Genomic DNA, 22,191 nt, shown 5'->3' on the forward strand with positions numbered 1-22,191 from the left:
GATTTCACCTACCTTTTGGAGTTCTGCTTTGTTTTCGTATCGGTTCCATGCTGTATCTCAGCGCATCCAGCAAGTGATTGTATTCGTCAATCGGCTTATTGGTCGGCTTGCCTTCTTTATTTGTGGCCCACACGTAGTTTGCCAGTTCAATGCTGAAGTTCTGGCACGACGGATGAACATAGATAGAAAACTGCTGAATGAACTGGATGCCGGTTCTTACACTGTCCGGCCCTTTCTCAGCGGCTTTCACTTTTCTTAATCCATATCGCCGTAAATCCACAATGGACTTTGGTTCTGCGCTATCTGCGATGATCAGTTCTTTGCTGTAGCCTTTCGCTGATATCTGTTTCGCAATTTCGTCATTTAGCAAAGCCTTTTCATACATTTCGTCAAAAAGGAACAACTCTCGGTTAGTCAAGTCAACGAAAGCGCACGCTAGGGCAGTCGGGTCATTGGTGTAACCAAAATCGAGACCGAATACCGCTTTAATGCCTTCACGTTTCGCAATCTCGGTTTTATCGAACGCCAGCTCACGCCAGTTTTCGAACACGCCACCCTCTGCAATGCCCCATTCGCCCAATCCTTCAATTTTGTACCGGCGAGGCGAATGGATCCGCATCCACTCGAATAGTTCAATATCTGAAGCATCGAGGAATTCATTGATCAGATAGTTTGTAGTCAATGCCAGGACATTCGGATATTCGGCATCAAAAAAACGCTTCTTCAACCAATGCTTATCGCTCCACGGGTTAAAAGTCAGCGTTATTTGCTTGAACAAGCCACCCGTATCACCACGGATGGACATATCGATTTTGTTGAAGTCGTCTTCATTTACGACCTGGAACGCTTCCTCGAACCATGCCCAGGCTAAATATCCTTTCTCCACTGTTATTGAGGTGACGGACATCGGATTATCCAAGCCGCGGAACATAATCTTCTGTCCGGTTGGCTTGTAAATCATTTCTAACGGACTTAACCGGCAATCCCATAGGTGAGCTACTCCTAACTGATTCATCGCCCATTTAAGCTGTGTATACGTGGAATCTTTATGGTCTTTGAATACTTTTCGCACGACCAATAGGTTCGCATCTGGATATTCCATCAATCGAGTAATGAAGTTCAGTGCCGTTGTGGTTGATTTCTTCGAACCCCGACCACCTTTTAGAACTCGATAGCGCCCTTTGTAATTCCAGTACTCGCGGTACCCTTTGCCTACGACTTGCTTCAAGCTGATGTTAGTCATCTAAATCATTCACGATCGTGACAGGTAACAATCCTTCGACTTGCTGTTTGTCGGTCCACATTGCATACCGTTTACCAATCTGTTCAGCAGCACGCACTTTCTCGGCGACCGATGGCAACACTTGCTCAACGTTTTGAGCTCCCATTCCTTCTCCGACCAAAGCAGTCCCTCTTGCTTCCCCTCTCAGCACAGATGTCAGGAACTCCATGACTTCTTGCTGGTCAGCTACCCGCTCAGATTTTAATTCTTCCATTCGCTCAGCTATATATGATTTTATGCTCACTTTTGCAACCAGCTTGTGTGCATTGCCTCTTGAATAAGCTTTACTATAACCAGCCTTAATAGCAGCCTGTTCAGCGTTCCCAAGCTCGATGTAGTAATCTGCAAACGCTTGATGTTTTACGCTTAGTTTCACCATGTATCACCTTCTCTGCGCTATTTGCTCTCTTAGACATAATAAAAAGCACCTCCTAAAGAAGATGCTTACGAATTTATAAACCTAATTTTCTTATTGCGTATTCTTCTCCTGCTTTACCTAACATCTCTTCCCAATCATTGAACTCAGAATGTTTGTTTACAAAGGCATCAAATTCACTTTCATCAAGAGCATCAAAATCATCTTCAGTTTCAATTTTATAACCACTTTTACCGAAGAAAGATTCAAGATTATCAGAATCAGTATACTTTCTCATGAAGTTATCATTAAAAAGTTCGCCAAAAGAAACCTCTTTAGTTCCTTCCAGTTCCTTAGCGGCCTTTTCCATTTCTTTTAACTTCTTTTCTAAATCATCAAAACCACTCATTTCGAATTTCATCTTTTCACCTCCTCTTCGTAAAGATTCTACGCCGAAGGAATTAAATCCTTTTATACCAGTAAAAACCACTCGTAATTAGAGGGGCAGTGGAGAGGTTTACATCACTCGATGCATCCCCTCTTTTATTCTCCCCTTCATCCCTTGATACTCTGTACGTCAATTGTACGTCAGAACAAATTTAAACTTGCTTCGGGTCCGACTGTAAAATAAGCAATTAACCCAAGTAATGCACCAAAATTCCAAGCTTCCTTTCCGCCAATAAGTCTGTTGAGTACTATTGCAGGAACTAAAATCCACAGGAATATTGGAAGAATCCCGAAAGCTATTGCTGAAAATCCATCAATCATACCAGGAATTAATGCTTCATAGAAATCTATATTCATACTAGTTATCCTCCTTTCTCATTTCTTAACATTATTACGTTCCTTTTTACCTAATAGTTTCATCCTACTCTTAATTTAATTTTTTCCCTTGCGCGTTCAACATATTGCTGAACCGTTCTTCTTTTTAAACCAATTTCATCCGCTATTTTCCCCATACTTAAACCACTAGCTTCATGTAGAATAAAGCACTGTCTTTCGCGATAAGATAGAGCTGCAAATATTTCTGCTAGAATAATCTTTTCTTCGGCCGTCATGCGAAGTTGTTTCGGTCCTTCCTCTAGCTGTTCAGTAATGTCCGGAATGAAATCCATGTTAGCAAATGACTGTCGTTGGTAGATGCGCTTCTTATCAATGCCCTTATAAGTACTCGGCTGTCTCCCCGACTCCATCCACTCCATCGAGAATGTCATGCTCTCGATCATGCTGTTGATCTGGGTGAGGTCTTGCTTGTCGTGAAAGTTCTCTCTGTCTAATCGATCGCGACGCCGTTCCAAATCCTTTTTTCCAATTCCGTATTCATGTAGTAAATCATCAGCCCAGATTTTCATACAATGACCCCTCTCATTTAGAAATAAAAAAGAGGACACCAAAACAGCGATTAAGCTGTAATGGTGTCCTCCAGTTGACTGGTGCGGACTATTTTTCAAGTTCAATAAGTTTTCTAAAGACATTAAATTGCTTTAAATCCTTTTTAATTTTAAAATTATTTTCTTTTTCATGATTTTCTTCGGATTCCTTAATGTCTAAAACATCATAATCAATTATTAACTTTTTGAATTTTTTATTCTGAGAGTATAAAGAATTAATAAATATTAATTCGAATTCCGGTGTTGACCATTGTGCACGCAGCATTCCAAAATAATATCTTCTATCTCCTAAAATTGGTTTTCGTTGAGAGTTGGAAGAAAGTTCTTTTAATTCACTATCATTTTCAACTACATTCTCTACTATAAACTTAACAATTCTATAATTATTTCTCATATAATGACCAATTAAATAGCCGTAATCATCATGAAATTCTTTATATACTTCATCTAAATAAACTTGGTCAATACCATTATCATTTTCTAGGAAACTTTGGATATATTCACTACGAAATTGTCTTTGGTCGTACCAATACTTTAAGCTCTTATCAGGGTAATCTAATAAAAATTTTTTATATGCAAGATTTTCTATTAACTCTTGTCTTAATTCAATTAACGCAGTTCTACCAGTATAAGTATTACTGAGTCTAGTTATTTTAATATCGTTTGTAATTTGATGGTTGAGTGAAAGCATATTAAAAAATGCATTATCGATTTGTTGAACTTTTGCGGTGGAATTGCCTATTTCAAATTCCAATCTTGTAGCCTTCAACTCTTTTCTTTGAAGTGTTAGTTCTTCTTTTTGCATTACAATAGCAGCAGTTACAAGGGTTATACTCGCTAGCGTAAAAAGACCAACAGTAGTTCCACCAAAAAAATCACCAATTGTTCCTAGTTTATCTAATTCAATAACTTTGTAATTCGTATTAGTAAAATGAACTATAGAGAATGGGACAGCAATTGCCACTAAAGCAATAATACCACCAGCTATAATCCAATAATTCTCCCACTTTTGAAACCACTTCTTCTCTTCATCTTCATTTTCTTTATTTTTACTCAAAAATCTTCCCCCTCATCAAAATTCACACGCTTCACTTTCCCTTTGTACGTAACGATACTCGTCTGCGCATGAGAAGGAAGTTCGACCAGCTTCACCTTGCCCTCAGAAATGATGAGAGCGCAGCTTAGTGGTAATTCCATTATATCCAACTTTAGTTCCCCTGTCTCGGAAATTATTACCTCTTTCATCCTCATTTGTACCATCTATAGAACCTCCTAAAGTCCGTTTACTCCTGATGCCCGGGTCTGTATCAATCCGCGTTCGGCATGGTCAAATGCCAGCAAAACAATTTCGCTAGGTTTGCGTTTCAGCTTCTTCGCAATATTCACAAGGCTAATCTCCGCTTTCCACATTTCCCGAAAGTCCCTCAACTCCGGTTCGGAGAAAACAAAGTTTAAATCCAGACGGTCATCTTCGAAAAGGATGTAGCTCATTCCTTCTCATCTCCCCACTTAATGGCATAGCCTCCTTTATGAACCTTTTGAAAGCTCACCTTGATGCCTTTTTTCAGCCCGATCTTATAGCCAACCGTTGAGCCGCGTTGATAAGAAACCGCATTCGTGATGGCAAACAGCAGCGCCAGCCCGATGCCAAGTCCTATTGTCCAAAGTGTCATGCAATCGCCCCTTTCAGGTAATGAAGCACAAATCCTTTTTCCGATTTCACCTGCTCACACTTCTCAAAAAACACACTGTACGGAATCGACTTTGCTCCGTCCCCGATATAGCCTGCCCAGGCTTCGTTTAACAGCTCGAACGGCAGGATGTAGGTTTCGCCCTGTCGCTTGGTGAATGACACCAACAGGAACGACCTCGCGCCTTTTTCGTGCCATGATTTCAAAATTTCGAACTGATGGGGATGAATCTTCAACGGGAAAGATGTGGTGATGTTCGTTTCTTTCGCATCGAATATCAATGCCCGCCCATTTGCTATGCCGAAGTAATCGACTAGCTCGCCTTTTGTTACAAATCCTGTGATTTTTCCAGCCTTGTTGTTCGTGATCGTCACCGGCGTTGGGATCTTTCGCACATCGGCCATGCCTTTACTCCGGTACTGGCGATTGGCCATGTCCACTAATTGCTCCAGTTGCTTGCCGCGTTGTCCGTGTCTCATGGATTCACTCCTTTTTCCCAATTTTCGCTACTGCTACTGAGATAATAATCAACCACATCGTCGTTAATTCTGGATTCGCATACATTATTTCGATTGCCGACATCCCTTCACCCCTCATTCCGTTGCATGAGTCTGTCATATTCTTCGCACAATCTATGATCCGACATTTCTTCGTAGTACTTTTCATCTTTAAAATTCATGACTGATAACGTGATAATCATGCCTTCTCTTACTTCAATGCTCATTAACCTGACTCTCCTTACTCTTCCAGCGCTTCACTTTCTTCCGCCGCATCGCTCTGGCTTTGTTCTTCTTCCGGTTCTCATGCGCCACGGGATCAAAGACGAAAACTCTGCCGCTGACTTCAATCGCCGTGGGTTCTTCTTTCTTCGTTTTCAGCACCGTGACACTGGGGCGGTAGACTTCGCCGGGCAGGCGTTTCTTAGCTGCCAACTAAGTCGCCCTCCTTCACGAAAACACCATTGACCATTTTACCTTTACGTCCTTTAATTTCGTCATAAGCACATTGCAAGCATTCTTCTAACGCCAATCCGTTCTGCTGTCCCAATATGATCAGCGTGACCACCACATCGCCAATTCCGTCTTTCAAGCCTTCTTGATCGCCTCTGGCTAATGAGCGAGCCACTTCCCCAACCTCTTCCGTCACTTTTAGGAACTGTTTTGAAGAATCCGCTTTGTCCAGCGCTTTATCCTTCGACCATTTTTCAACTTGAGCAACTAATTCATTCATCCTTCTTCCTCCCCTTCACTGAGCCTTCCGCTGTTCATAAAACTTCTTCCGCGTCATCCTCGGCGGAATATTAGCCGCTTCCCATTCAGACCACTGGTAATGCGTTATGCGTCCCCAAAACGTTTGTCGTGGAATCTTGTTCCGCAAGGCTTGCTGCAGACTCTGCTTGCTGTACTTGGTATAAGCCCGTTTATCAGGATTCCGTTCGGTCACGTCCGAATCCCCAAGCAGCTTCCCGCATTTCCGCAGTTCCTTATCCACTTTTTCACCCGCTTGATACCGCACCCACAGCCGATCAATCCTCTGCATGATTTCCAACCGTTCCTCCAAAGGCAGTTTCGCCATTTTCCTCACCTCTCCTCGTTATTCCAATGTCCATTCAACATCGATATTGGCACAGCGACCACACAAGCTCACGGAAGCGCAGAGGCTGCCGTAGCTGACTTTCTTCTTGCGACTGCACCGTTTGCAGTGAATGAATTTGCCGGGCTCTATTTTTTTCTTTGTGACGTTTCCCATTGGATGCGCTCCTTTCGTACTTGCCAGAAGTGTTTCGTGAATTCATACAAACCGACGGCCGTGACCAGGATCCAGAAGCTCAGCAACATCGCCCAAAGGATTTCTAGTATTTGCATGTCCTCATTCCTTTCGTTTTCACTACCACGATTTATTAGCGAACGGCCCTTTACTTCATGAATACGAGCCAGTGCGTTTTACTGCGTTTATTGCCGATTAGCGGTTTAGAATCTATTGCCTTTAGCACTTGGCTAAGCTTCACTTGTTCTTCATTCCACTTGAAAATCAATGTGCCGTTCGGCTTTAGAACTCGCATACATTCGTTGAATCCTTTTGCAATATCGTCCTGCCAGTTGTCTGGATCAAGCTTGCCGTATTTCTTGGCCAACCATGAATCATCGCCAGCTTTCAGTAAATGCGGTGGATCAAATACCACCATGTAGAAACTTTCATCTTCAAAAGGCATATTGCGAAAATCAGCGATTATGTCCGGTTTCACTTCTAGTGTTCTCCCGTCGCATAGGGTATCGCTTAACTCTCTTTTATCCATGTATGTGGCGTCTTCATTCTGTTTATCGAACCAGAACATCCGACTGCCGCAACAAGCGTCTAAAACTCTCGTCATTCCTTTTCCTCCTTCATCTAATCCATCTAAAGTACGGATACTCAGAACCGGTCTTTCGGTATGGCACCCTCGTATTCCAATTTTTCTTTCAGTCGTACCGCTTCAAGCAATCCGCAATTCGTGATGCCCTGGATAGCCGAGACGCCGAATACTCGGCAGTCTCTAGTTGGCTTCCAAAACGGGATCGCATCAATCACCTTGTCATAATTGGATTTCATTGTTCTTCCTCCTTCCAGACAACATCTGTGCCAGGAGCAAGATATAATAAACGACCATGTTCTCCAAAGTTTCTGCCAAAAGCTTTACCTTCTTTGTTGCATCTTTCAAATTCAGTTTTTAGATGGGCAAATACTGCGCTGATAGCTTGCTCTGTTATATCCTCTCGTTTTCCCGTGATTAATCCGGCGCCATTTGTCGTTGCATATTCAATTGTGTTTCCGATTCCTGTAACTACGATTTCTTTTGGCATTTCGTTTCCTCCCCCACAAATCGTTTCGCATACCGCAGCTGCTGCTCAATGTACGGATCGTTCTCATTCCCGCCCATTGCCAGCCAGTCGGTAATTCGTTGCTGAATGTCCTGGAGTGCGAATAATGGCAAGTGACGAGACAGTTGGTTGATTTCGGCTATCGGACTCATGATTCGGATTCCTTTGGAAATGGTTTTAATGATTGAGCAGGTATAATCCATTCCAATTCTCCTTTTTCATATAACTCTTTTGCGTATTCAGGAGAAATGTGATTATTGTAAGTAGGACATCCCATGTGATAAAAAACTTGGTAAATATGGTTTCCGTATCTTACAACATCGGTTTCTTGAAATTCTCCAATCTTTTCTCGATTTAGCTCGCCGAGCCAAAGAACTTCTTCTTTAGTTGCGTGTCGGAAGTACTGTTCAGAAATATGTCCAATAGCTTCATCAGTAGACCACTCGTCTTTACTTTGGAAAATTTTATTTTGCAGTGTAGCAATTACCGGGATACTATCTTCGACTTGAAATAATACTTTGTCTCCCTTTTTATAGCTATTATCGATTTCATAACCGATATACAGAGCCTTTGCTAATAAAGCCAAGTCCATAAAATTAAGCGGGGATGTTTCGTTTATCCATGTGACACCTATTCTGCCGGTGTCTCTTAAAATACAGTCGTCAGTTGCCTCCGTTCTTGCAGATTCAATCGCTTTTGCCTGTTCTTTTGTAATTATCACCTTCTGCATCACGCTTCCACTCCCATCTTCCCGATCAACTCCGCATTCAGTTCATCCTCGCTGAGCTTGCGGAATTTCTTGTCTTTGTTTTTCTCGTTCCAGTAGTCTTCGCCCCACTGCAATCCCGTGTAGACCCGTGTGCAGATGTTTCCGCCCGGTGCCTGCTGCCGTTCATCAAAGGCAAACCACATCGACGGATCCGCGCCGCTGATGTATCGGTCAAACGTGCCTGTCTTCCATTCACCATCCTGAAACACCGCTAATCGTTCCCCTTTTTCCAATGCCACCATTTGTTTGTATTCCATCTTCAAACCCCCTCAGATTTTCTGATTCAACTTATTTCCCACAAATTCTTTTCTTCTTTCGGATATCTTTCTGCCATAACTCTCGGCCTTGATGGTGTATTCCATCCTTTTTTTCTCGCCTGAGTTTCTCCGATGACTTTCCAGCCGGACGCTTTCAAGCTGGATCCAGATTCACTTCTCAGAGTATAAGTAAGCAGTCGGTTATAACCCATCGCTCTAGTCGCGCGCCAAGCAGCTGCATAGAGTTGTGAACAAGCATTTTTGTGCCCCTCTAAAACACAAAGTCTTGTCACTTCTAAAGTCCAGCCATCATCGTTATGCCTGGCAACTGGCCGCCCTACTATGGCAACACCGATGACACTTTCGCCATCATTCAAAGCTATACTGAATTTATGTCCTTGCGGCGCTATATTATGCCGATGATGCGCATTTACAAACAACGCAGCTTCTCTAAAGCTCAGTGGCTGCAATTTATATTTCATTTTCTTCACCCTCGCTTTTCATGCATCCAATCAATCTCACGCCAGCCATTCCGCAGCATCCAGCGAACCCCTGCCGCCCGGTACCGTCCGTACTGCCAGCAATCCTGCTCGCCATCCTTCTTGTAGAACAACACCTCGCGCCCTCTCATCAGAACCACGCGCTTGGCTTCGGTTCCAGATTCCGACGCAGCTTTTGTTGCAGCAAGAACGCCCGCAAGTCGTAATAATCCATTGCGTCGAGCGCTTCCCCGTTCGGCCCGACCTCTACGCCAAACTCTTGCAATTCCTTCACCCAAAACTTGATATGAACGTGTCTCCCAGCCATGTTCAAGCCCCCTTCAAATTGTTTCCATGCAGGAGAGGCGCAACGCCCCTTTTTCGGTAAAATATTGGCAATGGAGTGCCAAAAAAATTTATTGTTCAGAACGGAAGATCGTCATCACTAACTTCAACTGGTCCGCTGTTGCTCGAGAATGGATCGGGCTCTTGCCGTCCGCTGTTTGCCGGCGCTGTATCCTCGCGCTGTGCATTCGGTTTCGCTTCACCGGATCCGGCGTTTTTCGGTTCTAGGAATTGCACACTGTCCGCGGCAACTTCAGTCGTATATACACGCTTGCCGTCCTGCCCTTCATAGCTGCCCGTCTGGATTCTGCCTTCGATGCCAGCGAGACTGCCCTTCTTCAAGAAATTCGCCGTGTTCTCGGCTTGTTTGCGCCATACCGTACAATTGATGAAGTCTGTTTCTTTCTCACCGTTCGCATTCGAGAATGTGCGATTTACGGCTAGTGTGAAGCGTGCTACTGCTGCTCCAGACTGGGTATAACGAAGATCAGGATCTTTTGTTAGTCTTCCGACTAAAACCACTCGGTTTATCATTTGTTTTCCTCCAATAACTTAGGGTTTTGAAAAATATTGCCTAATACATCACAGTCGGCGGACATATCGTTTTCGTCGCCAATATCGTCAAAATCTATAATGTCATTTGCAAAGACCATGTCTCCGTACCAGTACCAACCACCACGCTTTACAATCGCAAAGTAATATTGGTCGCCTAACTCAACACCGATAATATCGTTCTCATAGATCTCAACGCCGTTCTTGTCTTTTAAGCCGGTAAATTCACTCGGTTCTAATTCCCAAGTTTCGTTTTCATACATCGGGAATGGATCATCGGTTACTTCGAAAGCCGGTCCATAGACATAACCATTCAAACATCCCGTTTTCTCATCGAAGTGAGTTTGGAATTGAAAATCTTCTACTTTTGCCTGACCTTTACTCAAAAGCTCCTTGTATATGTGTCGATTATAGAAACGGTATTCTCCATCTTGCAGAAAAATGGATTCCCCCTCCATGCCCGTACGCCACATAAATCGGTGTTCTTTGTCCCAGAAACGGAATTTAATCGGTCTGCTCACGCCGCCACATCCCCTGCTATATGGATTTCCAATGCCTTCAGCGCGATTTCACGATTCGGATGGATCTGATTAAGCACACGATTAAACTCACGCTCTAACGCTTCGTCCTTGCATCCTGTCGCCTGCCATCCGCCTGCAATGGCGACTGCTAAGTTTAATAAGTATTCCAATCGTTCCGCTGGTGATTTGTTCATGGGATTTCCTCCTAAAATTCAATATTTTTAATCCGCTTATCCGAAGTCTCTGCAAATCGGATCAAGTACGTGTCTTTCATCAACCGGCTGACCAGCTTCGCATCGTACATCTTCACCAGCTCCGGTTTAGAGAGGTTGCTTGTCACGATGGTCGCTTTGCTTTGCCGAGCGTTTGCAATGGCGTACAGGACGCGCAGGGTGAAATCCGTGGCCGTTTTATGTGTTCCGGTCCCTCCGGTCTCTGCTCCGAGGTCATCAAGGACCAGGAAATCCGCACTAGACAGCAAATCCACGAAATAGCTTTCGGTGTACATGCTTTCACGGTTATCAAAACTGCCCCGAATCTTCCGCAGCATTTCATCGACACTGACGAACAGGCAGAGCTTGTCTTTCTCGCCGTATTCGTTCAGATTCCGCAGAATGCTCATGGCCAAATGGCTTTTTCCGACTGCTGGCAATCCGGTGAACCAGGTATTGAAGATTTCTCCGTCTCGGTACCGCTTGAAGGCTGCGATGGCCCGTTCTTTATTCGCCGTTTCTTCCGGTTCCGTCACTTCGTAATTGGAGAACGAAGCGTCGTATAGATTCACGTCGGTCAAGATGCTAAGCTTCGCAAATCCTTGATAGGCTTTACTGGCATGGGCTTGCCGAATCTTATCCGTTTCCTGTTGCGAGAGAATGGCGTTGTTCCGTTCCCGTTCGCAGATGGGGCAGACCGCTTCTCCTTCAAACTGGACCATGTACACCGTTTTGGAGCCGTGCTGATCACAAGTATCAGAACTCAATTCCAGAGACGTCATTTGATTTTTGATGAGCTGGTTGATGGCTTCCACTGTGATTCGCTCCTTTCGGCTTTTGGTTTAGGTAAGACTCAAACTTGGTGCCAAATAACGTTTCCGGCCGGAGGTATTGATTCATCTGCGGATCTGATAACCATTCCGCTACTTTGTTATCAATTACCTTTTTGAAATCCTCCGTCGTAAACGTTTCTTTGTAACGAGCGCGGATCAAGGTTTGGGTTTTCTTTGATGTATGTCGATAATAGGTGCCCGCTTTTTCATTCAGATAATTGATGATTAATTCGAACGGAAGCGAAGGAGCGTCAGCGACGTTATCTCTTTTAGTACTCTCTGTTGTATTCTCTGAAGTACTCTCTGGTAATGGTGTGTTCAAATTGAGCAAGTCGTCTGTTCGTTTTGAACACATCGTCTGCTCATTTTGAACAGATGGTCTGTTCATACTTTCTAACTGGTTATAATCGATTCGGTACCACTTGGTATTGTCGATTGCCAGCTTATTAAACTTGCCGATAATGATTAAGTTTTGCTTTTCCAGTTTCGTAATCGTGCGCCGGATCGTGCTTACAGACCAGAACGGAAATTGCTCATGCCAATCGTCATAAGTGTTATAAACCCACGTTTCACCCTCTTTGCGATTCGTGCTGATTCCTAGCCAGTAATGCAGTTGTTGCAAGATAATCGCTTCATTCAGCCCGACTGTATTGGCTAGCGAAGGTAAGATGATCAGTGGTTTGTCATCCAGTAACAGCTTGCTCATGTCCTCACTCCTCGTTGCTTTGTGAAAATAAAGGGGAGCCCTCACTCCCCTCTGATTAATCCAGCAGCATTCCCATTTCGATGCTGTTGGATAATTTCTTGGTGCTGCGGCAGTAATCGCATCGTTCACATCGGACCGGATGCATATGCCCTTCTTTAATGGCCTTCTGTTCTTCCATCGCTGCTTCAACAAAATCCAATTCGAACTGGAATCGATCAGCGTCAAAGTGAATCACCGCTTTGTCTGGCGGATCTTCTTTGGTGACGGCTACAATATACGGGTTGTAAGCGAAGCCTGTGTTCAGTTCGATGACTTTGCGGTAAACAGCCATCTGCAAGACGTAATCCCACGCTTCGACAAAGGAAACGAACATCTCGTACTTCGTACTCCAAGTCCGCTTAGAAAGGCTCTGAGTGGTCTTTAAATCCGTGAATGTTTTTCGTTCGTGATTGATGGAATCGACTTTGATTTTCCAAGGAGCACCGAACAATTCAGCTGTGAAGATTTGCTCCTTCTGCCCTTCCATCGCAAACATCGCGAACGGATCGTCCTGAATGGTTTGAATCATGGCATCTGCTGTAACAAAATCCGCATATTTATTACCGCGCGTATTGAATATTGAACCGTGATTCTCTTCGATCAACGCTGAAAATTCTTCCGGTGTATCAAATGCAGCGTGTGTATAAGAGCCAACCAACAGTGCGTTGGACTCTTTTCGGATGTATTCGCCTTTCAGCAAGGCCATCGCCTTCGCACTGCATTGGTTGAATTGTTTAAATTGGGAAACCGAGAAGTAAAGTTCGTTTGCCTCAGCCGAGTGGTAATTCTGGCTGTTCAGCTGAAACGTCTGCTGGACCATCCGACTTCACCTCTTTGTCTGGAGTTGGCGCGTCTTTAATGCTTGGCTTCTTGGATTTATCTGCCGGCTTTTCTTTCTCTTTATCGAAAGATGCAGCCAAATCGCTTTGCTTATCCTTGCCGGCGTCTTTGTCGAACCAATCTTCCACCTTGCTTAATCCATCTTTTAAAGAGTTAAATATGTTAATCAGTTCAACGTAATCGTATTCCGTGAAGGAATCAGCGTTATAACCGAATTTCGCTTCAATCATTTCCTGTGTAACTCGATATTTTTCTTTAAACGTTTTCAGTGCGTTAGATACGCGGTCTTTTAATGGGCCTTTGTTGTTGCCGGCTAATGTTTTGCCGCATTCTTCAATGGCTTTTTCTACAATGTCTCCAGGGACGATGCCGAGAATGCAGGCTCGCACTCGACGGGAACCGTTATTTGCCACCAGTTCATAAATATCTCGCGGATCATCGAGCAGCTTCATTCCTGTTCTAGTTTTAATGGAATGTTTAACCGTGAAGACTTTTTCCTGTCGGGTATTTGTTTCCAAGTCCCAGGCATATGCCATGGCGATAGACTCTCCATTACGTTGTTCCAATTCCTTTACTCCGAAGGAAAGATTGCCCCAGTTTTGAGCTAAGACTTCCGCCAAACGGATGGACGGGCCAACTACTTTCGTCCCGCCCCGCGGGTATTGATACATCGCCACGGCAGCGAGCGCTGGACGTTTGCAGGAATCTAGTATGCGCTGTTCTGCCTGGTACACATTGCGAGGGAATTGCTTGGCCAAGAAGATAGCTCCCTTCACTTCCTCCATTTCACGTGATGCTGATGCTTGGGCTAAGACGCCACCTTGGTTTTGGTTCTGATACATTGATAGTTCGCTCATTTGAATGCTCCTCTGAATTCGTATTTTTATTTCACAATCAAGTTAGATATGTTGTATACTGGGATTAATAAATTCATTCCTCACCAGATGAGACGGTCCACTGTTAGCGCAGTGGATTTTTCTATACCCGTACATCCGGCTCGCTGTATTTCATTCGAATGTCCATCCATGTACTGTGCGCCATTCCGTCCGGCCATTCGTCATTTTCGACTGCACGGATCAGTTCGTCTTCGTAGCAGTCGCTGCATTTCTGCGGGCTTCCTGCTGGCTCAGCGCTGATGAATTCGCCGCAGTCCTCGCAGAAGACGCCGGTTTGAAGCAGTTTTGCATAGCCTTCCATCACGATTCCTCCTTTACTGTTTGTGCGAACGGTTATTCTTTGTTTTCTGGTGTCCAAGTGAGTGTCCCTAATCCTTCAAACTGAAAATTTAAAGCTGTCGCATCTTCTTCAATTTCCGAATTCATATGTTGAGCAACTGCCGCTATCACTTCTCTAGTTCTGTCATCGCTCTTATCTGATAACATTGATAAACCGGGGACAGATAATTTATTATCCAATTTACCTATAACGATTTGATTTCCAATTGCTGTACAAACAACTTTGTAATTACTCCACTTAATAACTGCCATTTCTATTCCTCCATTCATCGTTTCCATCAACTACCGCTTAAGCCAAACTCCGATAACACTTCGCATTTCCGACTTCCTGCAAATACTGCGCGACATTTTCATTCAAGATGACGCGACCTGCAGCATCTTCAAACCATTTATCGCCGGTGCAGATTTCCGAACCGAACATATCCTCAATCGGATGGTCTTCTGCGGTGTACACGTTCCGGCCTTCCAATCGTTCTTGATCGGCCAGTTCGTTCTCCAGCCATTCCGTTGATGCCGGTCCGTGCCAGTTGACTTGGTTTGCCAGTTCGATCACCATTCGCTGTGCCGCATGGAGTGAAAGCTTTAGGATGCGCTGCTCCATCGCTTTGGTGTTTTGGTATTCGGGTAGGTCTTCGAGTCTTTTCATTTTGGTTGCTCCTTTCTATTTCTTGATGGCTCCTGATGCCAATGCCAATCGCGCCTGGTAAGTTCTCTGAGCTAGTACATAACGCTTGTGCAACGCTCTCAGCTTGTTTCCTGTGTTCATGATTCCGCTCCTTTCTATCTAACGATGATGACGTTATCGCCATAATTTACTTTGTAACCGTGTTTTTCTAATAATGTGATGACCATGATAGCTTCCGTCGATGTCCCTAGGGATTCAAAGGAAATGACGGTCGAAACATTTCCCTCATTGGCTGAAATCCGTAAGATGTTCCGGATCTCCATCATCTTGTCTGATTTGTCGAATGCCGCTAAATCGATCGGTGTTTTTTCTGACATAATTTCACCTCTTTCCGATGGTTGAATCCCATCAACAAACCTACTTGCAACAGGGAGGAAACAAATAGGTTTGTTGACGAGAGCCAAGGCTCTCAACATGTGGTATAATTAGGTACATACTTAATTTTTTGGCGATTGATGTTGGACGCATCAATCGTTATTTTTTTGTGCTTTTTCAGGTGTTGCGAACATGATGCCAAGTAGGATTCCGAATACAAATACGATTGTCATTCCGATATACCAGTAGAGCGGTTCGCCGTATTCAATCATTGCAACCATCCTTTCGCTTTCCATCGAGGAATCAGATTCTTGATCCGGTCTTTAATTGAGATTTTGTATTCGACCTGCAGCTGCATCAGCAGATTGTCTAAGAAAACTCGAGCTTCGATTAATTCATCAGCAGTATTTTGAATTTCCTGCAATTCGTTGGTATCTAGCATGCCGGGTGGTTTAGCTAAACAGATATTTTGAATCATGCTCAGCCCTTCTCCGACTTCCCTAACGGCATTGGCAGCGAAAGATAACCGGTGGTGTTCAATGTTCTTTCCTCTCAAGACCGGTGAAGTGTAGCCGTCTGAGAACTCGTACAGAATGTCCATCGTGTAGGATGGGTTGTCGTAAAGGTTGATGGATTCTCTTGCGATATCCGCCTGCAAATTGCGTCTTCCTTGCTTAATGTTGCTGCCGTGCTGTGAAGAAATGTTCAAGTCCATCGCCAATTGCTCCCCGCTTATGTCTTCTGTCTCCAGCAATCGTTCGATTGCCGGTCCTGCCAGTATTGATTTCTTTAAATCCACTGTCATCAGCCCCTTTTTGAATGATTTCCTATCTGTTTCTATTCATGAATGTGTTTTACAATTAACTTATCGAGCGAAAGGGTTTCGGTTTTTCTTGATAGTCCGGCATGTTGCGCTCGATCCAATCAAACAGCTTGTCCGTATGGATCTTCACTCCAAATTCCCGACACACCGGAAAGTCCGGACGTCCTATCAATTCATAGGACTTGGAAGGACTGATCCGTAACAACTCCGCCATTTCCTCCCGTGTCAGAAAGTGAGGCAACTCCCTCTTTGCCTCTTTGTGTTTTACCGCCTCGGCAACTTCCTCTCGCACGATGCTCCGGAAATCCTCTACCGACATCGTGACCATCATTGCTTGTTCCATGTTCAAACCTCCTTCCGGGCGTCCCTCACGCCCTTTTTTAACCTTCTAATTTAGTGCCTATTAGTTTATTAATGAAATAGACTTGACCTTTACCAGTAACCTTTGTAGTGCGAGTAATTCTTACGCTTCCATCCGGGTTATTGATTGTCCGCTCTTTTACTTCGAACCATCCTCTTTCCATTGCATATTGCGTAGGTTCGTTATAGTGAGCGCCATGTTTGCCTAAATAACCGTTATCTCGCAGCCAAGAAAACATGCGATTCTGACCAATCTTCACTCCGTTCTGAACCAGCAACTTTGCTAGTTGTCCGACTAAAATCGAGCTGGTGCTAGTTTCAACAGCATCGGCGAACAAAACTTTCGGTTTTTGCTGCAGTACTTGAAGTTCTGCTTGCTGCCGTTTCAAGCGTTCTTCTTTTAGTTGAGTAGCGATTTGAATGATAGTGTCCGGATCCAGTAGTGCTTTTTCGATGGTTTCAGGTGTCATGTAGGCGCCGTGCTTTCTGATCGATGGAAGAACTTCGTCGAACACCCAATTTTCGAAACGTTCGGCTTCTGGAAGTTTTGAATTAGTGATTAAACGATAAAGATTTCCTTCATTGATGAATTTCTTTTGTTGTTTACCTCCACCCGTAAGGACCTCGTGAAACACGACCCCCTCCTTCTTGCAGTGACGATTGATTGCGTCGCTCGGATTTGAATAGCCAAGCTTCTTCGCTACTTCATTTGCCGGAAAATGAATTTTGTCATCTGTCTGTAGGATATCCAGATATCCGAATTGACTATGGGAAAATGTTTGCAAATGATTCATTCTAATTCCTCTATTCTTTGTTATAATTTTCCTATCCAAAACATAGGAGGTGAACTTTATGGAACTCGATAACATTGTGCAAGTAACAGCCACGTCCAGTGAAACTGAAGTAAATCAGTTGATCGAACTTGGGTGGGTCCTTTTATCATCTGGCTTCCACCGTGGTGAAGTGCCAGGATATGATTACCACTCTTACTCTTTAGGTCTTCCGAGAGATGTTGCAGCATCTTCAGAAGCGAAGAAAGATGATTCAGGTTTAGATTTTTAATTCTTAGCTAGTACGTAAACAAAGCCGTATCCAGTGGGTGTTGAGTTACTGACTTCTTTCAGTCTCCACCCACGCTTTAATAACAAATTTGTTTGTTTTTCAGTTGTGCAATGAACTACCATTTCGCCACCTCCTTTAAATTCCAGTTAGTCAAAACCTTAGAATCTACAACTTGTTTAATATTTCCTTCCAAAGGAAAGGATTGCTCATATTGAGCCATCCTATTGATCAACCCTCCCCTTTCTTAGATGGCGACTCGCTTTTTATCTTCAGTTACCTTTTCGGTAACTATTTCCTTAAAAAAAAGCTTCTCAATTGGAACGTCGAGCACATAAGCAATTTTCGCAATGTCTTCAGCACTCATTTTCCGAATGCCTCTTTCTTTGTAGTAATAAGCTTGATACCCTTCATACCCCAATGAGACGGCCATTTCTTCAATTGATTTGCCTTGCTTAATACGAGTTTCTCGAATGAATCCAAGATTTACGACTTCTCTTTCAATCACCAAAATCACCTCCTCTTATTACCTAATCGGTAACTTAACTCAATAATAAATTACCTTTATGGTAATGTCAACAATTAAATTACCTTTTCGGTAACTTTATTTCTTACCACTTCGGTAAATGCTATTATTGAATAAACTATAATAATAGGAGTGTTCAAAATGTCCCTAGGGAGTAAGATTAAACAGCTCCGCGAAAGAAACGGCATCCCGCAAAAAGACTTCGCTAAGAGAATTGGCGTTTCTAATGTTGTGTTATCGAGATATGAATCCGGAGAACGTAAACCGGATTATGAAACCCTAATAAAAATTGCAGATTTTTTTGAAGTTACCACTGATTTCTTGCTAGGGAGAGAAACTATTACTAATAACCAAAACAAAGAAAGCCTCTTCCCTTTCGATCAAGTCGGCATCAGCCAGAAGGACTTTGAAAACTTATCAACATATCAACAAGAGGTTTTAGAGTGGGCGGTCAATGCAGACGGACTATTCTTTAAAAATAAAAGCGATAATATTTTAGACATGATGGAACGTTTAGAAATTGCTTACGAAGTGAATCGAGTAATGGAAAAAAGAAAAAAACAGTAAAAAAATAAATAATTCTTTTTTTCTGTATTATTTTTCCTGAAATTTGCTATTATATAGTAGTAATACATTATTAAGTATGGGGGTCCATTTACATGAAGAAAGTTTTTAAGATTGGTTGTTTAGGCGTTATCGGTTTAGTAGTTTTATTAATTATTATTGCTATAGCAACTGGTGGAGGCGAAGAGACAGCAGAGCCTACAACACCGCCAGAAGAAACAACAAGTGATACTGCAACTGAAGAAACAACGAGCGAAACCCCTGCTGAAGAGCCGGCAGAGGAGCCGGTTGAAGAAGTGGTAGCTGGTATTGGACAAGAAATTCAAGTTGGCGACGTATTTTTCACTGCTAATGAGGTAACTACAGCGACAAGCTTAGGTGGAGAATATGGTGTAACTGCACAATCTCAATTTACCGTTGTAAATGTCACTATTCGTAATGAAAAAAATGAAGCTATCACAGTAGATAGTTCGTTTTTCAAATTGCTATCAGGAGATCGGACATATGATTCTGACGGCGGCGCAGGAATTTATGCAAATGAAGATGCTGATTTCTTCTTAACAAGTGTAAATCCTGGAGTATCTTTATCTGGAAATGTAGTGTTTGATGTACCTGCTGACTTAGAAAATCCGCAACTGCAAGTTCAAACAGGATTCTTCGGAACAGAAACAGGTGTAATTAATCTCAAATAAAAATAAAGCCCTAGTTAATAGGGCTTTTCTTTTAAAACAAAATAGAACACACGTTCTCTAAGGAGTGGTTTAATGGATTCCAAAACACCATATACATATAACAGCAGTGAGGAATATGTTAATAATATGTACCGAGCAATCGGGATATTTTATCCACATCAACTAGATTTAGAAGATATCGCAGCAAGAAATGGGTTGACTGTTTTTTATCTACCCACAAAACCTATGATTGTGGATAAAGCTATTGTATTAGATAGTCGATCTCCGCGACGAGAACAATGGCAAGATTTTGGGCATGAACTCTGCCATGCTTTATGGCATGCAGGAAGACAAATTGCTTTGCCTATGCCGCTTCAAGTTTACCAAGAATCAAAAGCAAATAATTTCTCCCAGTACGCCTGCATCCCCACCTTCATGCTGCTGAATATGAATTTGCCAAGATATGAAAACCAAGCTGTCTGGATGATTCAAGAAGCGTTCGGGGTTGAAAAAGACTTTGCTGAAAAACGGCTGCATCAATTCTTGCGCAATCTCTACAACCGCTGAAATTGAATAGCTTCCATACTTGTACTATTCATAAAAATGCGAAACGATGAACCAGAGGAGTGTGAAGCATGAAATGCAGAAAATTGCCCAATGGCAAATGGGAATGCTACGAAGAAGGGCCCCGGGATCCGATCACGAATAAACGGAATGCTGTTCGGAAACAAGCCAAAAGCAAGGCGCTCGCTCAGCAGAAAGTAAAGGATGCCTTAAAGGAATTGACCTCTGGCATTGATGGGAGGCTTGCGAACCAGCTGCCTTTCCGGAAAGTGGCCAGCGAGTGGATTGAGGTCTATTCCCATTCCGGCGTGAAGAATAGCACACTGAGAAGCCGACAGTCTTCTATTAATCTGCTGTGCCGCTATATTGGTGATGTTCCCATCGGTCGAGTCACCCACAAGATCATCCAGGACATTTTAATGGATCTGTTTGCAAATGGTGCTTCTAAGTCTACGCTGACACATACTAAAGTGACGGCTAAGTTTATCTTCGGTCATGCAGTCAAGCAACGGCTGCGCCCGGATAATCCGGTGGACCACACCATTGTGCCGAAGCGCCTGAGAACCGTCGAAGATATTGAGAACAATGAATTGCAGGAGAAGTATTTCGAGCGCGATGAATTGGAGGTATTCCTGAAAGGCACACGGACGCATGGATTGATTTTTGATGAAGAGTGGTTTTATCTGCTGGCTTTCACGGGAATGCGTGCTGGGGAATTGTGTTCGTTGAAATGGACCGATGTGAATTTCGAAGAGAAACAGATCCGCGTCACCAAGACCATGGACAGTCCAGGTGCCGTGAAGGATTACGATTTAACGCCGCCTAAGTCCATGCAGTCGATTCGCGTTGTCGAGATTGATGATAATGTCATCAGTATGCTGAAGCGCTTAAAAGTGGCGCAGATGGAGAACCGGCTGAAGTATCAAGCATCAACAAAAGACTATCACGATAAAAAGTTTATCTTTTGCCGGCCAAAGACCGGTTATCCGTACTCCGCAAAGTTTCTATACCGTCGTTATCTCCGGTTGTGCAAGAAAGCTGGCATCACCAAATTGGACGGCCCGCACATTCTTCGCCATACGCATGTAACGATGCTGACAGAAGCCGGCGTGGATCTCGATACCATTATGGAACGGGTCGGCCACTCAGATGCCAAGACCACAAAAAACATCTATACGCACATCACGAAGAAGATGAAACAGAATGCACCGAAACAGGTTGAAATTCATTATGGGAGTATTTTTGATAACTATTTTGAGGCCTAGTGTGCGAGTTTTGTGCGAGTAGAGGTGAAAACAAGGAAAAGAAAAACCCGAAACGCTGGTATATCAACGTTTCGGGCTCTTTTTTTAATTAATGCGTTTTACATTTGTCGTAAAGGCCTTTTTCTTTGATCACTTTGATCAAAGTTTCGCCAATTACAGATGGAGTGTCCGCAACTTCGATTCCAGCTTCGTTCATCGCTTTAATCTTGTCTGCAGCAGTTCCTTTACCGCCAGAAATGATCGCACCGGCATGGCCCATACGTTTTCCTTCCGGAGCAGTTTGTCCGCCGATAAAGCCGACTACAGGCTTCGTCATGTTGGCTTTCACCCACGCAGCAGCTTCTTCTTCTGCTGTTCCGCCGATTTCACCGATCATAACTACAGCATACGTATCTTCGTCTTCGTTGAAAGCTTTCAATACGTCGATGAAGTTCGTGCCGTTTACTGGATCTCCGCCGATTCCGACTGCAGTAGACTGGCCGATGCCTTCTTCAGACAATTGGTGAGTCGCTTCATACGTTAAAGTACCAGAACGCGAAACTACGCCGACATGTCCTTTTTTATGGATATAGCCTGGCATGATACCGATTTTACACTCGTCAGGTGTGATGACGCCTGGGCAGTTCGGTCCAACTAAACGTGTCTTCTTGCCTTCCATATAGCGCTTCACTTTTACCATATCCAATACTGGAATGTGCTCAGTGATGCAGATCGCCATATCAAGGTCAGCATCGACAGCTTCAAGAATCGCATCAGCAGCAAAAGGAGCCGGTACGTAAATTACAGATACGTTTGCGCCAGTAGCTTTAACGGCATCTTGAACAGTGTTGAAGACAGGTACGCCTTCTACTTCAGTTCCGCCTTTGCCCGGTGTTACACCAGCAACGATTTTCGTTCCGTATTCAAGCATTTGTTTTGTGTGGAAAAGGGCAGTTGACCCTGTAATTCCCTGCACAAGTACTTTCGTGTCTTTGTTAATATATACACTCATTTT

Annotated in this window: 43 protein-coding genes; 5 read left to right on the forward strand and 38 right to left on the reverse strand. The window is 43.5% G+C overall.

Annotated features, from left to right (window positions below; all coding sequences use genetic code 11):
- Positions 1-4: 4 nt before the first annotated feature.
- The 36 genes from AC2EXB_RS12275 to AC2EXB_RS12450 form a co-directional block, all read right to left on the reverse strand.
- On the reverse strand, positions 5-1,243 hold the full coding sequence (locus AC2EXB_RS12275) for a PBSX family phage terminase large subunit (protein ID WP_483601679.1): 1,239 nt from the start codon (positions 1,241-1,243) through the stop codon (positions 5-7).
- On the reverse strand, positions 1,236-1,661 hold the full coding sequence (locus AC2EXB_RS12280; RefSeq protein ID WP_483601681.1) for a terminase small subunit: 426 nt from the start codon (positions 1,659-1,661) through the stop codon (positions 1,236-1,238). Before AC2EXB_RS12280 ends, AC2EXB_RS12275 begins: the two co-directional genes overlap by 8 nt.
- Positions 1,662-1,734: 73 nt before the next feature.
- Positions 1,735-2,058: a hypothetical protein gene (locus AC2EXB_RS12285; RefSeq protein WP_483601682.1), complete on the reverse strand. Its 324-nt coding sequence runs from the start codon at positions 2,056-2,058 to the stop codon at positions 1,735-1,737.
- A gap of 167 nt (positions 2,059-2,225) precedes the next feature.
- Positions 2,226-2,441 (reverse strand): hypothetical protein, encoded by a 216-nt coding sequence (locus tag AC2EXB_RS12290; RefSeq protein WP_483601683.1) that lies wholly within the window; start codon positions 2,439-2,441, stop codon positions 2,226-2,228.
- Positions 2,442-2,500: 59 nt separating this feature from the next.
- Positions 2,501-2,989 (reverse strand): sigma-70 family RNA polymerase sigma factor, encoded by a 489-nt coding sequence (locus tag AC2EXB_RS12295; protein ID WP_483601684.1) that lies wholly within the window; start codon positions 2,987-2,989, stop codon positions 2,501-2,503.
- 88 nt (positions 2,990-3,077) lie between these two features.
- Entirely contained in the window at positions 3,078-4,085 is a 1,008-nt protein-coding gene (locus tag AC2EXB_RS12300; RefSeq protein WP_483601685.1) for a putative phage abortive infection protein, read from the reverse strand.
- On the reverse strand, positions 4,082-4,288 hold the full coding sequence (locus AC2EXB_RS12305; protein WP_483601686.1) for an XtrA/YqaO family protein: 207 nt from the start codon (positions 4,286-4,288) through the stop codon (positions 4,082-4,084). The genes AC2EXB_RS12300 and AC2EXB_RS12305 overlap by 4 nt, the downstream gene beginning before the upstream one ends.
- A 12-nt stretch (positions 4,289-4,300) precedes the next feature.
- Positions 4,301-4,519 carry a hypothetical protein gene (locus AC2EXB_RS12310; RefSeq protein ID WP_483601687.1) on the reverse strand — a complete coding sequence of 73 codons (219 nt, stop codon included), beginning with the start codon at positions 4,517-4,519 and terminating at the stop codon, positions 4,301-4,303.
- Positions 4,516-4,701: a hypothetical protein gene (locus tag AC2EXB_RS12315; RefSeq protein WP_483601688.1), complete on the reverse strand. Its 186-nt coding sequence runs from the start codon at positions 4,699-4,701 to the stop codon at positions 4,516-4,518. Before AC2EXB_RS12315 ends, AC2EXB_RS12310 begins: the two co-directional genes overlap by 4 nt.
- Positions 4,698-5,198 (reverse strand): Holliday junction resolvase RecU, encoded by a 501-nt coding sequence (locus AC2EXB_RS12320; RefSeq protein ID WP_483601690.1) that lies wholly within the window; start codon positions 5,196-5,198, stop codon positions 4,698-4,700. Before AC2EXB_RS12320 ends, AC2EXB_RS12315 begins: the two co-directional genes overlap by 4 nt.
- Positions 5,199-5,305: 107 nt before the next feature.
- Positions 5,306-5,443 (reverse strand): hypothetical protein, encoded by a 138-nt coding sequence (locus tag AC2EXB_RS12325; protein WP_483601692.1) that lies wholly within the window; start codon positions 5,441-5,443, stop codon positions 5,306-5,308.
- Positions 5,433-5,651 (reverse strand): hypothetical protein, encoded by a 219-nt coding sequence (locus AC2EXB_RS12330; RefSeq protein ID WP_483601693.1) that lies wholly within the window; start codon positions 5,649-5,651, stop codon positions 5,433-5,435. Before AC2EXB_RS12330 ends, AC2EXB_RS12325 begins: the two co-directional genes overlap by 11 nt.
- The gene (locus AC2EXB_RS12335; RefSeq protein ID WP_483601695.1) at positions 5,641-5,949 is read right to left on the reverse strand and encodes a MazG-like family protein; all 309 of its coding nucleotides are present in this window, start codon (positions 5,947-5,949) and stop codon (positions 5,641-5,643) included. The genes AC2EXB_RS12330 and AC2EXB_RS12335 overlap by 11 nt, the downstream gene beginning before the upstream one ends.
- A gap of 15 nt (positions 5,950-5,964) precedes the next feature.
- A complete protein-coding gene (locus AC2EXB_RS12340) occupies positions 5,965-6,294 on the reverse strand; it encodes a hypothetical protein (protein ID WP_483601697.1) in 330 nt (109 codons plus the stop codon).
- A 340-nt stretch (positions 6,295-6,634) separates the two neighbouring features.
- Entirely contained in the window at positions 6,635-7,090 is a 456-nt protein-coding gene (locus tag AC2EXB_RS12345; protein WP_483601699.1) for an SAM-dependent methyltransferase, read from the reverse strand.
- A gap of 41 nt (positions 7,091-7,131) precedes the next feature.
- Entirely contained in the window at positions 7,132-7,308 is a 177-nt protein-coding gene (locus AC2EXB_RS12350; protein ID WP_483601701.1) for a hypothetical protein, read from the reverse strand.
- Entirely contained in the window at positions 7,305-7,559 is a 255-nt protein-coding gene (locus AC2EXB_RS12355; RefSeq protein ID WP_483601703.1) for a DUF7446 family protein, read from the reverse strand. The genes AC2EXB_RS12350 and AC2EXB_RS12355 overlap by 4 nt, the downstream gene beginning before the upstream one ends.
- Positions 7,541-7,729 carry a DUF6877 family protein gene (locus tag AC2EXB_RS12360; RefSeq protein ID WP_483601704.1) on the reverse strand — a complete coding sequence of 63 codons (189 nt, stop codon included), beginning with the start codon at positions 7,727-7,729 and terminating at the stop codon, positions 7,541-7,543. The genes AC2EXB_RS12355 and AC2EXB_RS12360 overlap by 19 nt, the downstream gene beginning before the upstream one ends.
- Entirely contained in the window at positions 7,726-8,307 is a 582-nt protein-coding gene (locus AC2EXB_RS12365) for a hypothetical protein (RefSeq protein WP_483601706.1), read from the reverse strand. Before AC2EXB_RS12365 ends, AC2EXB_RS12360 begins: the two co-directional genes overlap by 4 nt.
- Positions 8,307-8,603 (reverse strand): hypothetical protein, encoded by a 297-nt coding sequence (locus AC2EXB_RS12370; RefSeq protein ID WP_483601708.1) that lies wholly within the window; start codon positions 8,601-8,603, stop codon positions 8,307-8,309. Before AC2EXB_RS12370 ends, AC2EXB_RS12365 begins: the two co-directional genes overlap by 1 nt.
- A gap of 26 nt (positions 8,604-8,629) precedes the next feature.
- Positions 8,630-9,085 carry an XF1762 family protein gene (locus tag AC2EXB_RS12375; RefSeq protein WP_483601710.1) on the reverse strand — a complete coding sequence of 152 codons (456 nt, stop codon included), beginning with the start codon at positions 9,083-9,085 and terminating at the stop codon, positions 8,630-8,632.
- Between the two features lie 148 nt (positions 9,086-9,233).
- Complete coding sequence (locus AC2EXB_RS12380) at positions 9,234-9,410, reverse strand: hypothetical protein (protein ID WP_483601712.1); 177 nt, start codon at positions 9,408-9,410, stop codon at positions 9,234-9,236.
- 95 nt (positions 9,411-9,505) lie between these two features.
- Positions 9,506-9,961, reverse strand: coding sequence for a single-stranded DNA-binding protein (gene ssb, locus AC2EXB_RS12385; RefSeq protein ID WP_483601714.1), 456 nt, complete (start codon positions 9,959-9,961; stop codon positions 9,506-9,508).
- Positions 9,958-10,500, reverse strand: coding sequence for a YopX family protein (locus AC2EXB_RS12390; protein WP_483601716.1), 543 nt, complete (start codon positions 10,498-10,500; stop codon positions 9,958-9,960). Before AC2EXB_RS12390 ends, ssb begins: the two co-directional genes overlap by 4 nt.
- A complete protein-coding gene (locus tag AC2EXB_RS12395) occupies positions 10,497-10,694 on the reverse strand; it encodes a hypothetical protein (RefSeq protein ID WP_483601717.1) in 198 nt (65 codons plus the stop codon). Before AC2EXB_RS12395 ends, AC2EXB_RS12390 begins: the two co-directional genes overlap by 4 nt.
- Positions 10,695-10,705: 11 nt before the next feature.
- Positions 10,706-11,527, reverse strand: a complete 822-nt coding sequence (locus tag AC2EXB_RS12400) for a P-loop NTPase family protein (protein WP_483601718.1) — start codon at positions 11,525-11,527, stop codon at positions 10,706-10,708.
- Positions 11,469-12,251 carry a conserved phage C-terminal domain-containing protein gene (locus AC2EXB_RS12405; protein ID WP_483601719.1) on the reverse strand — a complete coding sequence of 261 codons (783 nt, stop codon included), beginning with the start codon at positions 12,249-12,251 and terminating at the stop codon, positions 11,469-11,471. The genes AC2EXB_RS12400 and AC2EXB_RS12405 overlap by 59 nt, the downstream gene beginning before the upstream one ends.
- A 55-nt stretch (positions 12,252-12,306) precedes the next feature.
- Positions 12,307-13,110, reverse strand: coding sequence for a PD-(D/E)XK nuclease-like domain-containing protein (locus tag AC2EXB_RS12410; protein ID WP_483601720.1), 804 nt, complete (start codon positions 13,108-13,110; stop codon positions 12,307-12,309).
- A complete protein-coding gene (locus AC2EXB_RS12415; protein WP_483601722.1) occupies positions 13,061-13,987 on the reverse strand; it encodes a hypothetical protein in 927 nt (308 codons plus the stop codon). The genes AC2EXB_RS12410 and AC2EXB_RS12415 overlap by 50 nt, the downstream gene beginning before the upstream one ends.
- Positions 13,988-14,108: 121 nt before the next feature.
- Entirely contained in the window at positions 14,109-14,327 is a 219-nt protein-coding gene (locus AC2EXB_RS12420; protein WP_483601723.1) for a hypothetical protein, read from the reverse strand.
- Positions 14,328-14,359: 32 nt separating this feature from the next.
- Positions 14,360-14,644: a DUF7446 family protein gene (locus tag AC2EXB_RS12425; RefSeq protein WP_483601725.1), complete on the reverse strand. Its 285-nt coding sequence runs from the start codon at positions 14,642-14,644 to the stop codon at positions 14,360-14,362.
- 10 nt (positions 14,645-14,654) lie between these two features.
- Positions 14,655-15,011: a YqaI family protein gene (locus AC2EXB_RS12430; RefSeq protein ID WP_483601727.1), complete on the reverse strand. Its 357-nt coding sequence runs from the start codon at positions 15,009-15,011 to the stop codon at positions 14,655-14,657.
- Between the two features lie 134 nt (positions 15,012-15,145).
- Positions 15,146-15,367 (reverse strand): hypothetical protein, encoded by a 222-nt coding sequence (locus tag AC2EXB_RS12435; RefSeq protein WP_483601729.1) that lies wholly within the window; start codon positions 15,365-15,367, stop codon positions 15,146-15,148.
- A gap of 266 nt (positions 15,368-15,633) precedes the next feature.
- Complete coding sequence (locus AC2EXB_RS12440) at positions 15,634-16,164, reverse strand: hypothetical protein (protein ID WP_483601731.1); 531 nt, start codon at positions 16,162-16,164, stop codon at positions 15,634-15,636.
- A gap of 61 nt (positions 16,165-16,225) precedes the next feature.
- A complete protein-coding gene (locus tag AC2EXB_RS12445; protein ID WP_483601733.1) occupies positions 16,226-16,531 on the reverse strand; it encodes a DNA-binding protein in 306 nt (101 codons plus the stop codon).
- A gap of 37 nt (positions 16,532-16,568) precedes the next feature.
- Positions 16,569-17,342, reverse strand: a complete 774-nt coding sequence (locus AC2EXB_RS12450) for a phage antirepressor KilAC domain-containing protein (protein ID WP_483601735.1) — start codon at positions 17,340-17,342, stop codon at positions 16,569-16,571.
- A 58-nt stretch (positions 17,343-17,400) separates the two neighbouring features.
- Here AC2EXB_RS12450 and AC2EXB_RS12455 point away from each other — a divergent pair, with 58 nt between their 5' ends.
- The gene (locus AC2EXB_RS12455) at positions 17,401-17,610 is read left to right on the forward strand and encodes a hypothetical protein (RefSeq protein WP_483601736.1); all 210 of its coding nucleotides are present in this window, start codon (positions 17,401-17,403) and stop codon (positions 17,608-17,610) included.
- Positions 17,611-17,854: 244 nt separating this feature from the next.
- Here AC2EXB_RS12455 and AC2EXB_RS12460 read toward each other — a convergent pair whose 3' ends face one another.
- Positions 17,855-18,115, reverse strand: coding sequence for a helix-turn-helix transcriptional regulator (locus AC2EXB_RS12460; protein ID WP_483601737.1), 261 nt, complete (start codon positions 18,113-18,115; stop codon positions 17,855-17,857).
- Between the two features lie 159 nt (positions 18,116-18,274).
- Here AC2EXB_RS12460 and AC2EXB_RS12465 point away from each other — a divergent pair, with 159 nt between their 5' ends.
- From AC2EXB_RS12465 to AC2EXB_RS12480, 4 genes are all read left to right on the forward strand, one after another.
- Positions 18,275-18,700, forward strand: coding sequence for a helix-turn-helix domain-containing protein (locus AC2EXB_RS12465; RefSeq protein ID WP_483601739.1), 426 nt, complete (start codon positions 18,275-18,277; stop codon positions 18,698-18,700).
- A 92-nt stretch (positions 18,701-18,792) separates the two neighbouring features.
- A complete protein-coding gene (locus tag AC2EXB_RS12470; protein ID WP_483601741.1) occupies positions 18,793-19,389 on the forward strand; it encodes a DUF4352 domain-containing protein in 597 nt (198 codons plus the stop codon).
- A 72-nt stretch (positions 19,390-19,461) separates the two neighbouring features.
- Complete coding sequence (locus AC2EXB_RS12475; protein WP_483601742.1) at positions 19,462-19,935, forward strand: ImmA/IrrE family metallo-endopeptidase; 474 nt, start codon at positions 19,462-19,464, stop codon at positions 19,933-19,935.
- A gap of 68 nt (positions 19,936-20,003) precedes the next feature.
- Positions 20,004-21,197: a tyrosine-type recombinase/integrase gene (locus AC2EXB_RS12480; RefSeq protein WP_483601744.1), complete on the forward strand. Its 1,194-nt coding sequence runs from the start codon at positions 20,004-20,006 to the stop codon at positions 21,195-21,197.
- Between the two features lie 88 nt (positions 21,198-21,285).
- Here the strand turns inward: AC2EXB_RS12480 and sucD are convergent, their stop codons facing one another.
- Entirely contained in the window at positions 21,286-22,188 is a 903-nt protein-coding gene (gene sucD, locus AC2EXB_RS12485; protein WP_052651236.1) for a succinate--CoA ligase subunit alpha, read from the reverse strand.
- Positions 22,189-22,191: the final 3 nt, after the last annotated feature.

The organism is Planococcus alkaliphilus (assembly GCF_057031095.1).